Annotated in this window: 12 protein-coding genes and 2 pseudogenes; 7 read left to right on the top strand and 7 right to left on the bottom strand. The window is 50.9% G+C overall.

What is annotated here, in order from left to right; translation table 11 throughout:
* Positions 1 to 66: 66 nt before the first annotated feature.
* Positions 67 to 1,695: a sensor histidine kinase gene (locus R9X49_RS17905; RefSeq protein WP_319849702.1), complete on the top strand. Its 1,629-nt coding sequence runs from the start codon at positions 67 to 69 to the stop codon at positions 1,693 to 1,695.
* Positions 1,688 to 2,410 (top strand): two-component system response regulator DcuR, encoded by a 723-nt coding sequence (gene dcuR, locus R9X49_RS17900; RefSeq protein ID WP_010281107.1) that lies wholly within the window; start codon positions 1,688 to 1,690, stop codon positions 2,408 to 2,410. The genes R9X49_RS17905 and dcuR overlap by 8 nt, the downstream gene beginning before the upstream one ends.
* A gap of 90 nt (positions 2,411 to 2,500) precedes the next feature.
* Here the strand turns inward: dcuR and R9X49_RS17895 are convergent, their stop codons facing one another.
* On the bottom strand, positions 2,501 to 3,844 hold the full coding sequence (locus R9X49_RS17895; protein ID WP_319849701.1) for a 2-hydroxycarboxylate transporter family protein: 1,344 nt from the start codon (positions 3,842 to 3,844) through the stop codon (positions 2,501 to 2,503).
* Positions 3,845 to 5,290: 1,446 nt separating this feature from the next.
* On the opposite strand from R9X49_RS17895, the gene dppA reads away from it, so the two are divergent.
* From dppA to dppF, 5 genes are all read left to right on the top strand, one after another.
* Positions 5,291 to 6,898, top strand: a complete 1,608-nt coding sequence (dppA, locus tag R9X49_RS17890) for a dipeptide ABC transporter periplasmic-binding protein DppA (RefSeq protein ID WP_319849700.1) — start codon at positions 5,291 to 5,293, stop codon at positions 6,896 to 6,898.
* 234 nt (positions 6,899 to 7,132) lie between these two features.
* Positions 7,133 to 8,152 (top strand): dipeptide ABC transporter permease DppB, encoded by a 1,020-nt coding sequence (dppB, locus tag R9X49_RS17885; RefSeq protein WP_263058439.1) that lies wholly within the window; start codon positions 7,133 to 7,135, stop codon positions 8,150 to 8,152.
* Between the two features lie 13 nt (positions 8,153 to 8,165).
* Positions 8,166 to 9,068 (top strand): dipeptide ABC transporter permease DppC, encoded by a 903-nt coding sequence (gene dppC / locus R9X49_RS17880; RefSeq protein WP_319849699.1) that lies wholly within the window; start codon positions 8,166 to 8,168, stop codon positions 9,066 to 9,068.
* A gap of 13 nt (positions 9,069 to 9,081) precedes the next feature.
* Entirely contained in the window at positions 9,082 to 10,062 is a 981-nt protein-coding gene (dppD, locus tag R9X49_RS17875; protein ID WP_319849698.1) for a dipeptide ABC transporter ATP-binding protein, read from the top strand.
* Complete coding sequence (gene dppF / locus R9X49_RS17870; RefSeq protein ID WP_319849697.1) at positions 10,059 to 11,069, top strand: dipeptide ABC transporter ATP-binding subunit DppF; 1,011 nt, start codon at positions 10,059 to 10,061, stop codon at positions 11,067 to 11,069. The genes dppD and dppF overlap by 4 nt, the downstream gene beginning before the upstream one ends.
* A 59-nt stretch (positions 11,070 to 11,128) precedes the next feature.
* Here the strand turns inward: dppF and R9X49_RS23190 are convergent.
* The 6 genes and pseudogenes from R9X49_RS23190 to R9X49_RS17840 all read right to left on the bottom strand — a co-directional run.
* Positions 11,129 to 11,391: pseudogene (locus tag R9X49_RS23190) on the bottom strand (RHS repeat-associated core domain-containing protein); the annotation flags it as partial.
* Between the two features lie 38 nt (positions 11,392 to 11,429).
* Positions 11,430 to 12,428 (bottom strand): hypothetical protein, encoded by a 999-nt coding sequence (locus R9X49_RS17860; RefSeq protein WP_319849695.1) that lies wholly within the window; start codon positions 12,426 to 12,428, stop codon positions 11,430 to 11,432.
* Positions 12,425 to 13,327 (bottom strand): annotated as a pseudogene (locus R9X49_RS17855) (RHS repeat domain-containing protein); the annotation flags it as partial. The pseudogene R9X49_RS17855 and the gene R9X49_RS17860, both read right to left, overlap by 4 nt.
* 180 nt (positions 13,328 to 13,507) lie before the next feature.
* Positions 13,508 to 14,008, bottom strand: coding sequence for a hypothetical protein (locus R9X49_RS17850; RefSeq protein ID WP_319849694.1), 501 nt, complete (start codon positions 14,006 to 14,008; stop codon positions 13,508 to 13,510).
* Positions 14,005 to 18,186 (bottom strand): RHS repeat-associated core domain-containing protein, encoded by a 4,182-nt coding sequence (locus R9X49_RS17845; protein WP_319849693.1) that lies wholly within the window; start codon positions 18,184 to 18,186, stop codon positions 14,005 to 14,007. Before R9X49_RS17845 ends, R9X49_RS17850 begins: the two co-directional genes overlap by 4 nt.
* A gap of 17 nt (positions 18,187 to 18,203) precedes the next feature.
* Positions 18,204 to 18,644 (bottom strand): DUF1795 domain-containing protein, encoded by a 441-nt coding sequence (locus R9X49_RS17840; RefSeq protein ID WP_319849692.1) that lies wholly within the window; start codon positions 18,642 to 18,644, stop codon positions 18,204 to 18,206.
* Positions 18,645 to 18,659 lie beyond the last annotated feature (15 nt).

Here is an 18,659-nt window from a genome sequence, read left to right as displayed (position 1 = left end):
CGACACGCGAAACGCGACGAAACAGTATAAGATAACGGTGTGATGATGGTTGTTTCGGAGAGTGACATGGGCAAGAAAAAAGCACCGCTAAAGCTGGGAACATCGGTGTTTCTGATGGTGTCAGTTGTGCTTGGCGCGGTGTTGCTGGTGGTCTATTCCTTGCTGTTTTTTCGCATTAATCAGCTTTCAGAAGATCATCTGCGAGAAAAAGCCTTTGCCATTGCTCGCACATTTGCCGCCTCTCCTGTTGTTATTGATGAACTTAAAGGGATTGGCCGGCCTGAAGAAGTGCAGATTGCGGCGGAGACGATTCGCCTGCGTAATCAACTGCTTTTCGTCACGGTGACTGACATGGATACGGTGCGCCATAGCCACCCTGAACCGGAAAGAATTGGCGAGCATTTTGCTGGTCGGGATATCTATCCGGCGCTGTTGGGCATGGAAAATACCGCCATTAACCGCGGGACGCTCGATCCTGCGCTGCGGGTCTTTACGCCGGTTTTCGACAGCAACCATAAGCAGGTTGGCGTCGTCGCGCTGGGAATTGCCTTAACCAGCGTGCAGAAGGTGATTAGCGATAACCGCTGGATGATCCCCTGGACGCTGCTGGCAGGGGCGCTGGTCGGTTGGCTCGGCACGTTGATTTTGGTGAAGGTGCTCAAGCGCATTATGCTGGGATTCGAGCCGTTTGAGATCTCGAATCTGTTTGAGCAGCGCAACGCGATGCTCAAACACATTAAAGAAGGCGTCATCGCGGTCGATCAACATGGTCGGATTACGGTGATCAATGATGAGGCGCGACGGCTTTTCCGGCAGAATAAGCCGCAAGGCAGTGAAACGCCGTCGTCGAAGCCAGCCGAGCGCGTCAGTGAGCAGTGGCTGGAACATCTGCACCTGAAACAGGTGCTGGAGAGCGGCACGCCACGGCGCGATGAAGAGATTAACTTTAACGGCCACCTGCTGCTGACCAACACCGTTCCAGTTTTTGTGAAGGGCGATATTATCGGCGCCATTGCGACGTTCCGTGATAAAACGGAGATCAGCCAGCTGCTGCAACGGTTGAGTGGGATGTCCTACTACGCGGATGCGCTGCGTGCGCAGTCGCACGAGTTTATGAACAAGCTGCACGTCATCCTGGGGATGCTGCACTTAAAGTATTACTCGCAGCTGGAAGATTATATCCTGAAGACCGCCAATAATTATCAGGCGGAAATCGGTTCGATTATTCGTAAAGTGAAATCGCCAGTGATTGCCGGCTTCCTGTTGGGTAAAATCAACCGCGCGCGCGATCTCGGCATTACGCTCTCCATCAGTGAGGAGAGTCTGCTGCCGGATACCGATGATGTCGATGCCACGAATGAATTGATTACCGTATTGGGTAATCTGATTGAGAATGCGATGGACGCGATTGATGGGCAGGAGAACTGCGAAATCAGCGTAAGTTTCCATCATCAGAATGGCCGCCTTCACTGTACCGTGGGGGATGACGGCCCCGGCATTTTGCCAGAGAGTCAGGCGCGCATTTATGAACAGGGATTCTCTACCAAAGGCAGCGGGCGCGGTATCGGCCTGTACCTGACCAAACAGAGTCTGGAGAAGATTGGCGGCACTATCGAGTTTGAATCAGAACCTGAGGTGTACACCCAGTTTTTCGTTACTATTCCTTATCAAGCAAGGCTGTTTGACCATGATTAATGTACTGATTGTTGATGACGATGCCATGGTTGCAGAGCTTAACAAATCTTATCTGAACCAGGTTTCTGGATTTAGCTGCTATGCGACCGTCCCCACGTTGCAGCAGGCGCGAAACCTGTTGATGCAACCTGACTCGGAAATCGATTTGGTACTGCTGGACATTTATATGCAGCAGGATAATGGACTGGATCTGCTGCCGACTATCCGTGAATTCAGTGAGAAGACGGACGTTATCATCATCTCTTCTGCCAGCGATGTGTATACCATCAAGAAAGCGCTGCACTACGGCGTGGTGGACTACCTGATTAAGCCGTTCCAGTTCTCGCGTTTTGAACAGGCGCTGACCGCCTATCGCGAAGAGGCGAACTTGTTTAAGCATCGCGATTTTGTTGGGCAGTCGGATATTGATAACCTGATTCGCCGTACCAGCAGTAGCACGGTCAGCGAACGTAAGAAATTACCGAAAGGGCTAACCAGCCTGACGCTGCGTACCGTCTGCGAGTGGATTGAGGGCAATCAGGGTATCGAGTTCTCTACCGAAATGCTGGCGAATGCGATTGGTATTTCCCGCGTCTCCTGCCGTAAATACCTGATCTACTTGTCTGATACCGGTATCCTGACCACCAACATCCTGTACGGCTCTACCGGCCGGCCGGTTTACCTGTATCGTCTGCTGCCGGAAAAGCAGGATTCGCTGCGCCAGTATTGTGAATAGAATAAAAGGCTGTGAACAAAGCACAGTGAATAAACAAAAACGCCACGGTCATTACCGTGGCGTTTTCGTTATTACTAAATGGTGTTTGGGTTAAGCAACCCAGCCCAACAGCAGCGTTGCCGCGATGACGGTAGACGCACCGCCGATACGGGTGGCGATCTGTGCGAACGGCATCAGAGACATACGGTTAGAAGCGGACAGAATCGCCACGTCACCCGTACCGCCCAGCCCGCTGTGGCACGTGGTCACGATGGAGGCCTCAATTGGATACATGTTCAGGTAAGGCGCAATCAGGAAACTCACCAGCGCCATGGACAGCACCACAGAACCGCAGACGATGACGTAACCGACAGAGAAGACCGCGACGACGCTCTCCAGCGGGATATACAGCATGCCAAGCCCGATCATCAGCGGCCATACCAGAGAGCTGGAGACGAATTTGTAAACGCTGTGCGCGCCGGTTTCCATAACGGCAGGAATCACGCGTCCGTATTTACAGAAGACAGCGATCAAAATCATCAGCACCGGGCCGGGGATGTGTACCAGTTTTTCAAACAGGCCACCGACGATGAAGAAGGCGCAAATCATCAGCAGTCCGCCGCCCATCAGATGAAAATCGACCGGTTTTGGCGCGTCGTTGACGGCGAACATCGCGTTGTCTTCATCGCTGCGAACCAGACGGCCTTCGCCGTTCAGATCCTTGCGGCGCATACCCAGACGAGACAGCACGCCAGCACACAGAATCGCGAAGATGTTACCGACGACGGCAGCAGGCGCTAACTGAGCAACATACACATCCGGGGTTTGTCCCAGAATGGCAGAATAGGCGAGAGATAACGGCAGGATGCCTTCACCGATACCGCCGCCGATGATTGGCACGATAATGAAGAAGAAGGTGTGGTAGAAGCTATAGCCGCACAGTTTACCGACCAGCAAACCGGTTGCCAGCGCCGTTGCCGTACCGATGACCAGCGGGACGAACATGCGCACCATACCCTGAATCAGGATTTTGCGGTTCATACCCAGAATACTGCCGACCACCAGACAGGCGATGACGAAATACAGGAAGTTCGCTTCTTTCATCAGCAGGTGGACGGTTTTCATGGTGTTGTCGTTGAACAGCTCAAAATACACCATAACGGACGGTACCATCAGGCACAGAATCGCCGGGCCGCCGATATCTTTGAACACGGGAATGTTGCTGCCAATGTGTGCCAGTAAAAAGCCCATTGTCATGATGACGGCGAAACCGCCAATCATATTTTTAGGCAGGTATCCTTCATAGGCTGCGATAGCAACGATAGCGGCAATCGCCATAAAAAGCGCAACGGGAACGGAGCCAATTTTCTTTTTAAAAAAGCCCCCGATAAACGATGCCTGTGTTTCCAGAGCGAGATCGTTCTCACATAGAATATCAGTTTCAATTTTTTTCATTATATTCACCCTGCTAGGACAGTTGGTACAGAAAGAAATTACATGCCTGCCGCGTAATGTCGTTGCGATATTGATAGTGCATCGTTATCGACGTTTTGGTCGTCGATATTTGTATGCTTATCGAACGTTATTAATGCCAATAGCGGCGGGATGTTTATTATCAGAATGCAGAAAAATACGTTTTTTTGTTTTTTATCAGTTAGTAACAGAAAGATAAGAAATAGTGGATATTATTTAACAATGAACCTTGTTGGAGGGTAATCTAGCATGAGGGAATGTTAAAAATAATACGTTAATTGCGTATTTGTGAACTTATCAGCAACTCCATTTTAAATAACTTATATTGTTTTTTTGTAATTAAAATAATTTATTGGGAGCATCGGGGAATTAAAAGAAGGGAGTGAGGTAAATCACAGAGTGAAAATACCACTTTATGGGAATAAGTAAATAGCGCACTTTTATTTTAGTGAAAATATTTATTTAACTAAAATAGCCAGTTAATTATTGAGCAATATCATTGTCTCGCGGGTCAGTCACCCTGACTACGCTACTGCGAACAGAATGCGTCCTCAACCCCGCATCAGTTGCCTTTTTATCGATGCTTTATCTAACGGATGTCTTCAGCAACGGATCTCTGGTAACGACTATCCCACAGATAAACAACGCTGGAGAAGGCCAGTGGGAGGAGGGGGAAAAGGCGTTTCTTCTGTCGCGCAGAGTTTTTTTCTGTAGCGTAGATAGTCATTTGTCTACTTATGGTGCTGTGGTAAATATCAGAATTTCTTATTATCCGTCAGGATTTTCACCTGCTGTTAACGTTTTTAACAAAAAATAGTGCTCAAATCTTGGACATGTAAGACCAGATGACTATAGTTTTTTTAATGGTGATAATTTCTTTAGGTCCGCAAAGTATCGGTTTTTATCGCTGTTTTTTCATAAAAAGGCAAAACATCCACCTTTTGTAAGGTGATGAGCTTGTATTTTCTCTTTTAAGAAAATGTAAGGAAATTTTGTAAATCCTTACTGCTTATATTGACGTCACCGCCATCTGTTGAGAAATTGAGGGCGTCATAGGGATATAAGGAGGAAAGCAGCGGCTTGTCTGAATGATTCTACGTCTTCATCCAGCATCCGTGAGCGGGTTGTGGCGCTTCAAGGTATACGTTGTAGTTATTATGACTATATCCAACAGCGTGGCGGCCATCGGCTTTTGGTAACCTCTTTCCTCTCCCCCATTATTTTAATTTGCCTTCGGGCGACAGGGTACAGACCACAGCTCGTAAAAATACAGGTCTGGCCAACCATACCCAATTGATTTCGAGATGCAGGACGGAAGACCAGCGTTGTTAATTTCCGTTTTCTAACTACCGTGTTTTTAGCAACGCGTATGCAGCTTGGAGTATGGCGGGTATAGCACACAACATCATCCACAATGGAGCACAAGTAATGGAAAAATCCCTGGTTAAATCAAGGGTGTTGAAGTTCGGCCTTGGCTTGCTCGCCTTGTCCGTCGCCGCAGGCGTTCAGGCAAAAACGCTGGTTTACTGCTCAGAAGGCTCCCCGGAAGGTTTTAACCCACAGCTGTTCACCTCCGGTACGACGTTTGATGCCAGCTCTATTCCTATTTATAACCGTCTGGTGGAATTTAAAGACGGCACCACGGACACCGGTCCGGGGCTGGCTGAAAAATGGGATATTAGCGAAGACGGCAAAACCTATACCTTCCATCTGCGCAAAGGCGTGAAATGGCAAGACAGTAAGGATTTTAAACCTTCCCGTGAATTCAATGCCGATGACGTGATTTTCTCCTTCATGCGTCAGCAGGATGCCAACCATCCGTACCACAAAGTGTCTGGCGGCAGCTATGAATACTATCAGGGTATGGGTATGCCAGAGCTGGTCAGCAAAATCGAAAAAGTCGACGACTATACTGTCCGCTTTGTGCTGAACCGCCCTGAAGCGCCATTCCTGGCAAACCTGGCGATGGACTTCGCTTCCATCCTGTCAGCGGAATACGCTGATAACATGATGAAAGCCGGTACGCCGGAGAAGATTGACCTGAACCCAATCGGTACTGGCCCGTTCCAGTTACAGCAGTACCAGAAAGATTCCCGCATTCTGTACAAAGCCTTTGAAGGTTACTGGGGCAGCAAGCCGGGCGTTGACCGTCTGGTCTTCTCCATCACGCCAGATGCGTCTGTGCGTTACGCCAAGCTGCAAAAAGACGAATGCCAGATCATGCCGTATCCAAATCCGGCCGATCTTGCCCGCATGAAAGAAGACAAAAACATCACGTTGCTGGAGCAGCCTGGCCTGAACGTCGGCTATCTGGCTTACAACGTTGAGAAAAAACCGCTGGATAACGTCAAGATTCGCCAGGCGTTGAACTATGCGGTTAACAAGTCTGCCATCATCGATGCGGTCTATCAGGGTGCCGGCCAGGCCGCAACCAACCTGATCCCGCCGACCATGTGGGGCTACAACAACGACGTTAAAGACTACAGCTACGATCCTGAGAAAGCGAAAGCACTGCTGAAAGAAGCGGGTATGGCTGACGGTTTCTCTATCGACCTGTGGGCAATGCCGGTACAGCGTCCGTACAACCCGAACGCGCGCCGTATGGCGGAAATGATTCAGTCCGACTGGGCGAAAGTTGGCGTGAAAGCCAAGATCGTCACCTATGAGTGGGGCGAGTATCTGAAGCGTGCGAAAGACGGCGAGCACCAGACCGTACTGATGGGTTGGACTGGCGACAATGGGGATCCAGATAACTTCTTCGCGACCCTGTTCAGCTGCGATGCGGCTAAAAATGGCTCTAACTACTCCAAGTGGTGCTACAAGCCGTTTGAAGATCTGATCCAACCGGCGCGTGCCATTTCCGATCACGAAAAACGTATTGAGCTGTACAAGCAGGCACAGGTTGTGATGCACGATCAGGCTCCGGCGCTGATTGTTGCGCACTCCACCGTGTACGAACCAGTGCGTAAAAACGTGAAAGGCTATGTGGTTCAGCCGCGTGGTGTGCATAGCTTCAACAACGTGACGTTGGATTAAGTCAGCCACTAGATTTTCACGGACACTAAAAACCCCGACCTTGCGGTTTCTCGTCAGAGGAGCCGTGGAGGCGGGGTTTCTTGCCCATTAAATTTTATGGTGGGCTTCCTGCCCATACACCCTGTGGGCCGTCGTCCACGACGTTTAAAATCGTTCCTGACGATTTTTTATGCTGTGAGCAATGATAAGCCTGATGGCCAACGAGCCAGCAGGCATGAATAGAGAGTTCGGGATATGTTGCAGTTCATACTCCGGCGTTTGGGGCTGGTTATCCCAACGTTTATTGGTATCACCCTGTTGACCTTCGCATTCGTGCACATGATTCCGGGCGACCCGGTGATGATCATGGCGGGGGAACGCGGTATTTCCGCCGAGCGCCATGCGCAATTGCTGGCTGAAATGGGGCTGGACAAGCCGCTTTGGCAACAATACATCCACTATATCGGCGGTGTGTTGCAGGGCGATCTGGGAATCTCCCTCAAGAGTCGCATCCCCGTGTGGGAAGAATTTGTGCCTCGCTTCAAGGCGACGCTGGAACTGGGTATCTGCGCGATGTTGTTTGCTATCGCGGTTGGGATTCCGGTTGGTGTGCTGGCTGCGGTCAAACGCGGCTCTGTTTTCGATCATACCTCTGTTGGCCTGGCGCTGACGGGTTACTCCATGCCTATCTTCTGGTGGGGCATGATGCTGATCATGCTGGTCTCCGTTCAACTTGACCTCACGCCCGTTTCGGGGCGCATCAGCGATACCGTGTTTCTTGACGACAGCATGCCGCTGACTGGCTTTATGCTGATCGATACCCTGTTCTGGGGCGAGAAAGGCGATTTCATTGACGCGGTTGAACACATGATTCTGCCTGCCATCGTGTTGGGCACCATTCCTCTGGCTGTGATCGTGCGTATGACGCGCTCCGCGATGCTGGAAGTGCTGGGCGAGGACTACATTCGTACCGCTCGCGCCAAAGGGCTGAGCCGTCTGCGCGTGATTGTCGTGCACGCGTTGCGTAATGCGATGTTGCCGGTAGTGACGGTGATTGGTTTGCAGGTCGGCACCATGCTGGCCGGGGCGATCCTGACGGAAACCATTTTCTCCTGGCCGGGGCTGGGGCGGTGGTTGATCGATGCGTTGCAGCGTCGTGACTATCCGGTGGTTCAGGGCGGCGTGCTGCTGGTGGCAACCATGATCATTCTGGTGAACCTGCTGGTGGATGTGCTCTACGGCGTGGTTAACCCACGCATCCGTCACAAGAAATAAGGGGAAGGCTAAGATGACAAATGTCACTGAACCTGTTGTAAATAGCGCACCGAAGCCGATGACCCCGCTACAGGAATTCTGGCACTATTTTAAACGTAACAAAGGGGCGGTCATTGGCATGGTGTATGTCGTGCTGATGCTGATTATCGCCATTGGCGCTAACGTACTGGCACCGCATGCGCCTGCCGAGCAGTTCCGTGATGCGCTGCTGCGTCCGCCGGTCTGGCAAGAGGGCGGAAGCTGGCAGTTCATTCTGGGCACCGATGATGTCGGGCGTGATGTCCTGTCCCGCCTGATGTACGGTGCACGCCTGTCGCTGCTGGTCGGCTGTCTGGTGGTGGCGCTGTCGTTGGTGCTGGGGGTGATCTTCGGTCTGCTGGCCGGGTATTTCGGCGGTGTGGTTGATGCGCTCATCATGCGTATCGTCGATATCATGCTGGCGCTGCCAAGCCTGCTGCTGGCGCTGGTGCTGGTGGCCGTCTTCGGGCCTTCGATTGTGAACGCCTCGCTGGCGCTGACCTTCGTGGCATTACCGCACTACGTCCGTTTAACCCGTGCGGCGGTGCTGGTGGAAGTTAACCGCGATTACGTCACGGCTTCACGCGTGGCGGGAGCCGGTTCGGCACGCCAGATGTTCGTCAACATTCTTCCTAACTGCCTGGCACCGCTGATTGTGCAGGCTTCTCTCGGCTTTTCTAACGCCATTCTTGATATGGCTGCTTTGGGTTTCCTCGGTATGGGCGCACAGCCGCCAACGCCAGAGTGGGGCACCATGCTGTCGGACGTTTTGCAGTTTGCGCAAAGCGCCTGGTGGGTGGTGACGTTCCCCGGTCTGGCAATCTTACTGACGGTATTGGCGTTTAACCTGATGGGGGACGGCTTGCGTGATGCTCTCGACCCCAAACTCAAGCAGTAACAGAGGTAGAGAGATGGCGTTGCTCAATGTAGATAAACTGTCGGTTCACTTTGGTGACGAGGATCTGCCGTTTCGGGCGGTCGATCGCATCAGTTATCAGGTGGAAGAAGGGCAGGTGGTCGGTATCGTCGGGGAATCCGGCTCCGGTAAATCCGTCAGCTCGCTGGCGATAATGGGACTGATTGACTACCCCGGCAAAGTGATGGCCGACAAGCTGGAATTTAACCAGCGCGATTTAAAGCAAATTTCCGAGAAAGAACGGCGTAATCTGGTGGGCTCTGAGGTCGCGATGATCTTCCAGGACCCGATGACCAGTCTGAACCCGTGCTACACCGTGGGCTACCAGATCATGGAAGCCATCAAGGTGCATCAGGGCGGTAACCGCAAAACCCGTCGTCAGCGGGCGATTGACCTGCTGACGCTGGTTGGGATTCCCGATCCGGCTTCGCGTCTCGATGTGTATCCGCACCAGCTTTCCGGCGGGATGAGCCAGCGCGTGATGATTGCGATGGCGATTGCCTGTCGGCCGAAGCTGCTGATTGCCGATGAGCCAACGACGGCGCTGGACGTGACCATTCAGGCGCAGATCATTGAACTGCTGCTCGAATTGCAGCAGCGCGAGAACATGGCGCTGATCCTGATTACACACGATTTGGCGCTGGTGGCCGAAGCGGCACACCACATTATCGTGATGTATGCCGGGCAGGTCGTGGAATCAGGCAAAGCGGCGGATATTTTCAGCGCGCCCCGTCATCCGTATACCCAGGCGTTGCTGCGTGCGCTGCCGGAGTTTGCGGTGGACAAATCCCGACTGGCATCGTTGCCGGGCGTGGTACCGGGTAAATACGATCGCCCGAATGGCTGCCTGTTAAACCCGCGCTGCCCCTACGCGCATGAGCGCTGCCGTCAGGAAGAACCTGAACTGCGCGATATTCCTGGTCGTCAGGTGAAATGTCATACACCGCTGGATGATGCGGGGAGGCCGACCCTATGAGTGAACTGAACGCCACATCGCAGCCGTATTTACTGCATGCGATTGATTTGAAAAAACACTACCCGGTGAAGAAAGGTTTTTTTGCGCCGGAGCGAATGGTGAAAGCGCTGGACGGCGTTTCCTTTACGCTGGAGCGCGGTAAAACGCTGGCGGTGGTCGGAGAGTCCGGCTGTGGAAAATCCACGCTGGGCCGCCTGCTGACGATGATCGAAACCCCGTCTGATGGCGAGCTGTACTATCAGGGGCAGGATCTGCTGAAGCACGATCCTGAAGCGCAGAAGCTGCGTCGTCAGAAGATCCAGATCGTGTTCCAGAATCCTTACGGATCGCTGAATCCACGTAAGAAAGTCGGACAGATCCTCGAAGAACCGCTGCTGATCAACACGGAACTGTCAAAAGCCGAACGCCGTGAAAAAGCGCTGGCGATGATGGCGAAAGTCGGGCTGAAAACGGAACATTATGACCGCTACCCGCATATGTTCTCTGGTGGCCAGCGTCAGCGTATCGCTATCGCTCGTGGGCTGATGCTGGACCCAGACGTGGTGATTGCCGATGAACCGGTGTCGGCGCTGGACGTGTCGGTGCGTGCACAGGTGCTGAACCTGATGATGGATTTGCAACAGGATTTGGGGCTGTCTTACGTCTTCATCTCGCACGATCTGTCCGTCGTCGAACATATCGCTGATGAAGTGATGGTGATGTATCTGGGTCGCTGCGTCGAGAAGGGCAGTAAAGATGCCATTTTCAACAACCCGCGCCACCCGTATACGCAGGCGCTACTTTCCGCAACGCCGCGCCTGAACCCGGATTTACGCCGTGAGCGCATCAAGCTGACGGGCGAGCTGCCCAGCCCGCTGAATCCACCGCCGGGCTGCGCATTCAACGCCCGCTGCCAGCGCTGCTTCAGCACCTGCACACAGTTCCAGCCGCAGTTGAAAACCTACGGCGAACAGCAGGTCGCCTGCTTCGCCGTCGATCAGGATGAACAGGGCACCGCTGTAGCCTAGTTTGCCTTCAACGCCCCACACCGCTTTGCCGCGGTGTGGGGCGTTGATTGTGTGCTTATTCCATTGGTATTCGGCGCATAAGCATACAGATTTTCCCCGTCTGCCAGCCCAATCGGGTCTTGCGTGGTGAAGCGTCCGACGGCGGGATCATAGTAGCGGAACAGGTTGTAGTGCAAACCGGTTTCATCATCCGCGTATTGTCCGGCGTAGCGTACGGTTGGGACTCCACCGGCTTGTCGTGGCGCAGCCGTTCGCTGTCCTGTGTCTGTCCGTTGACAGCCCCGAAGCTGCCGTAGTCTCCGCTCCAGCGGACCGCGCCGTCCTTAATTCATAGCGATATAATCATATATTTTAAATATATCATATAGAGTATATAAGATTATATAGAGTAGTTTCTTCCCTATCAGGTAAATTCAAATATTCAGCAAGCCCCATGTTAATGAAAAAATCTTCATTAACTGCAATTCCCCTGAATGCTATAGACGATATTATTGAAGAGAAAATAGTGTCATCGTCAACGTATTTCTTAAGTGAAATTATTTTCCTTTTATTGTTTTTTAATATATAGTAAGAGTAATTCATTAATATGGAATTTGAAATAAATAAATTTTCACTTGATTGATATCTATTAAAGCAATCAATTAAAGAATTAAATATTATTTTTTTTGATTTTTTATAACTTAATAAGAAAACCTCAGGATTAATAAGATCTTTGTTAATATCATTAATAGGTATTTCTTTTATTTTGTGTTTTTTGGAAAATAATAACTCAATGACGGAAAGTTGAAATAATTTTATATTTTCAATGATATCCGTGTTTTTGGTGTTTTTAATTCTATCATAAAATTCAATAATATATTCATAAAAATCAATATCACCTAAATTTTCTGATTTCAGAAATAATTTGTTATCATGAACATAAAACTTATCGTATACATCATCACCAATACCAAGCTCAAAGCATAAAAATTTAAAAAAATAATTTATATCTGTCTCATTTTTTGTTTTTCTCTTTAGAAAAACCAATTGAAAAACATAGAAAATAATATGAATATCTTTGTTTATTCGTTGTCTGTTATCTATTTGAAATAAATACCCAAATCTGGAAAGCATTATTTTCATAGCATAACAATCGTTTTCACTAAAGCCTAGGCTATGTATTATCTTATCCACTTTACCTTTTGGGAAAATATCATGCCATCTTGTCAAAGGATACAGTCTGCCATTTTCTCCTTTAACAGAAATTAAATGAAGATCTCTTTCATCCTCTTTGTAATAATAGGGGAGGAAATCTTTTCTGTAACATCTTGGATTGATGAAGTTTTCAAGCTTATAAAAAAAAACATCAATAATGTTCATGTGACTTTCTTTCCGCACGATTTCCATTTTCCGTCCTTACCCTTTTTCTCAATCCTAAAGGATTTTATCGAATTATTAAATTTATCAATCACATTTCGCCCAATACCTCTAGCTTTGGGCTCATTCTGCTTAGAAAGCACACCATCTTTTAATCCTGTTTCTTTATAATTTACAGCAGAAATATCTTGATGCTTATTAAGCATATCGACACCATTGTTATCCACTGTCATTACAGCTCTATATTTCTCATTACCCGGATTGAATCCAGGTTTACTGTCATGGTTGACCCAAACAGCCTTATCTCCACGATTATTAGGAACTAGTCCCCCTAGGCCATTACGTTCAGCAACGGAAGAGATTGCCTCATCTTTCCCCATGTAACGAATAACTTCGTCTGGAGTCAACCCCAGCGGATCCACCCACCCCAGCGGGTTAGGCGCATACTGATAGAGGTTAATTCCGCCCGCCAGCCCAATCGGGTCCTGCGTGGTGAAGCGTCCGACGGTGGGATCATAGTAGCGGAACAGGTTGTAGTGCAAACCGGTTTCTTCATCCGCGTATTGTCCGGCGTAGCGTAACGGCTGGGGTTCCACCGGTTTGCCGTGGCGCAGTCCTTCGCTGTCCTGCGTTTGTCCGTTGACTGCACCGAAGCTGCTGTAGTCTCCGCTCCAGCGGACTGAGCCGTCCGCGTCCGTCATTTCCAGCGGTGCGCCATTCAGGTCGGTGTTGAACCAGCGGATATCGCCGTCGCGCTCTCCCGATTGCTGGCTGATACGTGCTAACGGTGACCACCAGACGTTCGGGTCATACATGTAACTTTCTGTTCGGTCAGCGTGTCTGGCCTGCAACAGCCGGAAACCTTCCCGCAGGGAACGTGTTTCTTCTTGCTTCCTATCGTCAGCTATTTACCTGAAAGGTTGTAGTTTGGAAGAGTCGGCTTTATGGCCGGAATGCGATAACGGTAGAGCGGGGCAGGATAGTGATTGAAACTGAGATTAATATCTGACATCGCGTATCACGGAATAAATAGTGGATAAAATAAATCCGGAAGGATTGTTGAGATCACTTCCGGTTATGTTTCACCAAGAAATATTATATTTATTAATGAAGTCAGTATAGATCTCTTTTATATCATCATTGTTGTCTTTTTTACATTCATTCATTAGTTTTCTCCTCAAGTCATTATAATTTAAAAAAACCAATAATTCCGCGACTCTTCTATAAATATATTCATCATGGGAGGCGAGTAGTTCATCAAAGACAGATGTTAACCTATTTCTGACAGCATTATTTTTTGAATTTTTTATTAGTATATCTCTAGCAAAAGAAAAGTTATCAATATTCCCATCTACAGCGATATCAATAATTATTGGTATTAATTTTTCGAGGTGTGAATCATCAAAGTCCTCATCTCTTATAAATCTTAGGACTGCACCTTGTTCAGATACATTTCTAATAATTAACAACATTTCATCAAAAAAACCATGAGATTTTCTAAAGTAATGCTTAGCAGATAAGAAATTATTTTCGGCCTCTTTTACCGAATTCCATTCTTCAGAGTGGATATTTTCAATCGTCATATCTTTCCACCATATTGCCAATTTATTGAATCAAATAAATTTTGAAATTCAGTCATTGGCATGTCACGTGTAGGGTAAATAGTAGCATGACCTGCTGCATGAGGTGAGCCAGGAATTACATCTTTTCCATCAACTTTAATGCCTAGACCATCGGGTAATTCGCTTCCTTTAGGAATTGTATGATAATGCCCACTTAATGGTGATTTATTAGGATCCAGTGTAGTAGATGCACCCTGAGGTAATAGCTCATCAGCTTGAGATTTCACCATGCCGTTAGCGTCAACATCGATATCTTTTCCCGGCCTTGGTGCGCGAGGCTTACTTTTGTTTCCGAATGCGCAATGTCCATTCAACCCCAACGGATCCACCCACCCCAACGGATTAGGCGCATACTGATAGAGGTTAATTCCGCCCGCCAGCCCAATCGGGTCCTGCGTGGTGAATCGGCCTACAGTGGGATCATAGTAGCGGAACAGGTTGTAGTGCAAACCGGTTTCTTCATCCGCGTATTGTCCGGCGTAGCGTAACGGCTGGGGTTCCACCGGTTTGCCGTGGCGCAGTCCTTCGCTGTCCTGCGTTTGTCCGTTGACTGCACCGAAGCTGCTGTAGTCTCCGCTCCAGCGGACTGAGCCGTCCGCGTCCGTCATTTCCAGCGGTGCGCCATTCAGGTCGGTGTTGAACCAGCGGATATCGCCGTCGCGCTCTCCCGATTGCTGGCTGATACGTGCTAACGGCGACCACCAGACGTTCGGGTCATACATGTAACTTTCTGTTCGGTCAGCGTGTCTGGCCTGCAACAGCCGGAAACCTTCCCATAGGAAACGTGTTTCTTCCTGCTTCCCGTTTTCGCCCCAGATGACCGTTTTACGGGTGCGTCTGCCCAGTGCGTCATAGCTATAGCATGCGACAAAGTCGCCCTGCGGCCCCCGTCCCCGAGCTTCCAGCAGTCGGTTATCGGCGTCGTACCGGTAAAATTGTTGTGTTTCGCCATCACGCCGCTGTGTCAGATTGCCTTGGCCGTCATACTGGTTCCAGAGATTGCGCCAGTTCAGCAGGCGGTTGTCTGATAACGGGAAGGTGGAAGATGAACGGCTGACATCCTGTATGTTGTCCGCCGCATCATAGCCGTATGCCCGATGATGCACCTGCCAGTGCACGTCAATGCGCTTCAGCAGTCGGCCCTCTGCATCGTAATCGTACTGAACATCGCCTCGCAGGCTGTCGCGGACTGAGGCCAGTTCGCCGGATGCGGTGTAACTTAGGGCTCGCGATAATATCTGCTGTTCGGGCTGGGCGACATCCCAGAGCCCGCTGCGTTGTGAGGTCAGGCGGCCTAAACTGTCATACTCTCGCCGCTGTTCGCGTCGTCCCTGAGTGCGGGTGATTTCCCGGTGTAAGCGGTCACGGGTAAACTCGCTGACCACTTGATGATTGAATTTTACTGCGCTGACGTGGCCTGAACCGTAGCGCAGCCAGCGCAGCGTATCGCCATCCGGCAGAGACAGGGTACTTACATTCCCCAGTTCGTCCCGCGTATAGCAAATGTCTCCCTCACTGCTGTACTCTCCCGACAGATAGCCTGCGGCATCATAGGTCAATCTGACCTCATCGGCGGTGAGTCCCAACGCGAGGCCTTCCTCGGTAGGCTCACGTTTTAGCGAAACCAGCCGCCCTCTGTCACTGTGCTGGTAATGAAACTCGGCGTGTGCATGTGCTCGGCGCACCAGTTGCCCGGCCACATCATGCTGATAAACGTGCGCGATGGCGGCATCATTCGCCGCATTTCCGCGCTGTGAGCGCTGACATAAGTAGCCTGCGTCGTCGTAGCGGAATGTTAGCTCGACGCCATCTACGCGCCGTTCTTTAACCAGGCGGCCGACGGCATCATAGCCAAATTGGTATTCTGCACCGTTGCCATTATCTAATCGCAACAACAGCCCGCGCGTATCATAGTGCCAGTGTTTTGTCCGGCGGAGGCGGTCTGTCACACTGACGGGCTGGCCTAATGCGTTATACTGCCAGCGTACTTCGTTGTTCTGTGCATCACGCCATGCCTGTAACTGACCACGGGCATTCCAGCGCAGCGTTTCCCGGCGACCATCCGGGTAGATAACGCCTGTCAGTTGTCCACAGGCATCCCACTCCCGGCGGGTGGTGTGGCCTTCCGCATCGACAGAAGCCAGCAGTTGTCCGTAATGGTCATACTCGAAGGTGCTGCATTGTCCTGAACAGTCGGTACGTGCCGTCAGCAGCCCCTGGTGATTCCAGACCAGCGTCACGGTGCCGCCCAGAGCGTCGATCACGCTGTCCGGTAAGCTCTCCTGTGCATTGGGATAGTGATAACGTGTTGGGTTACCCAGTGCATCGACCTCCTCAACCAGTCGGTTAAGGTCGTCATACTGCATTTGCTCCTGGCTGCCGTCGGCATACGTCACCAGCGCAATGTTATCCGTCAGCCGATACCACTGGTAGTGTGTTTCCCGACCTAACGGGTCAATTTCACTGAGTAAACGACCATAGCTGTCCCATATGGTTTTGCGACTTGCCCCGCCGGGAAGGATGACTTCACACAGCTCGCCGTCGGTATAATTCAGGTTGGTTTCGCGACCGTCGTAATCGATAAAGCGAATGACGTGGTCATCACCGTCAAGCTCCCACTGTGCAACGAGGCCATCCTCCCGGCGGGCGGTTCTCCGCTGGCCAGCAAAGTCGTACTCCAGCGTGAGTTGTTCACCCGCGCTATTCCGGTATGCCACCACGCGAGGTAAATCGGCAATCTCCTGCCACTGATATTCGCTGAGCAGGCCGCTGGCATCTTCATGGCTGGCCATCAGCCCGTCATCCTGCCAGGTAAAACGACGGCGCACGCTACCGCCCCGCCCGGTGACGGTGACAAGCTGCCTGTGCGTATTGTAGGTATAGTGCACGAGACAGGTCGATTCATCCAGCCAGACGCTTTCCAGCCGCCCATCAAGATATCGACATGTGATGTGCCGCCCGGCGCTGTCCGTGAGTGCGCTAAGCGTGTCGTCGTCGTTCCAGAAAAGGAGCATGTCATTGCCACATGGCTCGGCAATGCGTGTCAGCACCGCTTTTCCCTGCGGAGACAACGCCGTGTAATACCATACTTCACCGTCTGGCCCATAAACCGACCAGCTCTCATCCTGATGGTGCTCCAGCCAGCGTTTTTCTGGCGGACAGTAGGTTCGCTGGCCGATGGGAACGAAAGGGAAGGAAATCAGATCGCCTGACGGCGCACGCCAGACCAGACCGTCCTGATAGCGCGTTAGCGTCGTTTCCCAGAACAGGCTCCATCCTTTTCCCAATACACTATCGCCGGGGTTACCGCTACGCCAGTAACGTTGCCAATACACGGATAAGCGAGAGGGGAGGACAAAATCCAGTTCATCTTCATCTGACAGAAATTTTTGACCACTTACGATGTCTATCGGGCGGGCGATAATGCCCCCAGCCGCTACGCTGGTCATGAGCACGCCAAAGCGGCAGGCAATGCGTTGGATCTTATTGATACCGGGGATTTTTTGTAAAAGTTGGCCCAGTTTTCCGAGCTTGCTCGCTGCGCCGCCGACGCCACCAATCAGTCCAGCGAAAAGCAGCGTTAGATCAGAGACTTTATAGAGCCACTCGGGAACTTCCGGTTTGATAGGTAATGTGGATTTGGCTTTACCACCGATGAAAACATTGGAAGAACCCTCCGTGATAGTGGCGCCGCAGTTCACTTTATCGCCAAGGCGGGATGCTGGCTGGCTGTTGATGTATACCGTTTCCGAGCCCTGCGCCACCTGCATGGACGGTCCATCTTTGCTACAGCTGGCCACACTCAGGGTGGCAAGGGCGGCCTTCATACCGTTGATGAACACATTGCGTGAACCCGTATCAACGGTTCCGGCTTTCGACATGCTGCTGGCACCTGCCTCGGCAATGCTATCACGGGCTTTTTCTGCCAGTACGCCGGTTGCCCAACCCACAGCAAAACTGAGGCCAATCAATAATACGCCAACGCCCAGGCAAGAGGAGGCGAGACCCGCAACAAATAAGGCACCGGCAGCAATGCCACCGACTGCGGCAATCAGCCCACCGACGATGGTGCCCGCAATCATGCCTGCTAACGCACCCGAATGCCCGATCCCATCACCAACGCGCGCGGCTTCAAACATAACAATATTCCTTATCGTTATTGGTTAAACGTAAAGCTCCCGAGCAGGGCGTTGAACCGAGACTCATCAGCAGCAGAAGGTGCGGCGGTTTTCGATAAGGTGAAAACCAGAATCTGTACGCTATCTAATGCGAATACCGCCTGCTGCTGCCAAATACGTTGACCATCACGCATATAACTCGCCTGGAGGCTTTCACCTTCCAGGATGTTATTGCCTAACCAAATTGTTTCACGGGCCTGTGTTTTCCAGCCTTTAAAATGCTGAGTCATCAGATCCAACTGTCTATCGATGTAGCCGCTCAATACTTCTCCGTCGTTCAGTACATCGCGTGAAACCGTAAAAGCAGGTTCGCCTTCCTGACCGGGCGTAAATGCATTCACAGTGCGATCGCGGTAGCCGTCGGGCAACGTGATGCGGCCTTCGGTGAAGATGCAGTGGGAAGAAGATGTCGTCGTCACGATAAAATGTCTCGA

It is taken from the genome of Pectobacterium carotovorum (assembly GCF_033898505.1).
In the GTDB taxonomy this organism is placed as follows: Bacteria; Pseudomonadota; Gammaproteobacteria; order Enterobacterales; family Enterobacteriaceae; genus Pectobacterium; species Pectobacterium carotovorum_J.
This window is presented reverse-complemented; position numbering and strand designations above follow the sequence as displayed.

Coding starts and splice junctions, on each gene's coding strand:
- R9X49_RS17905 (WP_319849702.1), top strand. CDS start 67: ATGGGCAAGAAAAAAGCACCGCTAAAGCTGGGAACATCGGTGTTTCTG.
- dcuR (WP_010281107.1), top strand. CDS start 1,688: ATGATTAATGTACTGATTGTTGATGACGATGCCATGGTTGCAGAGCTT.
- R9X49_RS17895 (WP_319849701.1), bottom strand. CDS start 3,844: ATGAAAAAAATTGAAACTGATATTCTATGTGAGAACGATCTCGCTCTG.
- dppA (WP_319849700.1), top strand. CDS start 5,291: ATGGAAAAATCCCTGGTTAAATCAAGGGTGTTGAAGTTCGGCCTTGGC.
- dppB (WP_263058439.1), top strand. CDS start 7,133: ATGTTGCAGTTCATACTCCGGCGTTTGGGGCTGGTTATCCCAACGTTT.
- dppC (WP_319849699.1), top strand. CDS start 8,166: ATGACAAATGTCACTGAACCTGTTGTAAATAGCGCACCGAAGCCGATG.
- dppD (WP_319849698.1), top strand. CDS start 9,082: ATGGCGTTGCTCAATGTAGATAAACTGTCGGTTCACTTTGGTGACGAG.
- dppF (WP_319849697.1), top strand. CDS start 10,059: ATGAGTGAACTGAACGCCACATCGCAGCCGTATTTACTGCATGCGATT.
- R9X49_RS17860 (WP_319849695.1), bottom strand. CDS start 12,428: ATGAACATTATTGATGTTTTTTTTTATAAGCTTGAAAACTTCATCAAT.
- R9X49_RS17850 (WP_319849694.1), bottom strand. CDS start 14,008: ATGACGATTGAAAATATCCACTCTGAAGAATGGAATTCGGTAAAAGAG.
- R9X49_RS17845 (WP_319849693.1), bottom strand. CDS start 18,186: ATGTTTGAAGCCGCGCGCGTTGGTGATGGGATCGGGCATTCGGGTGCG.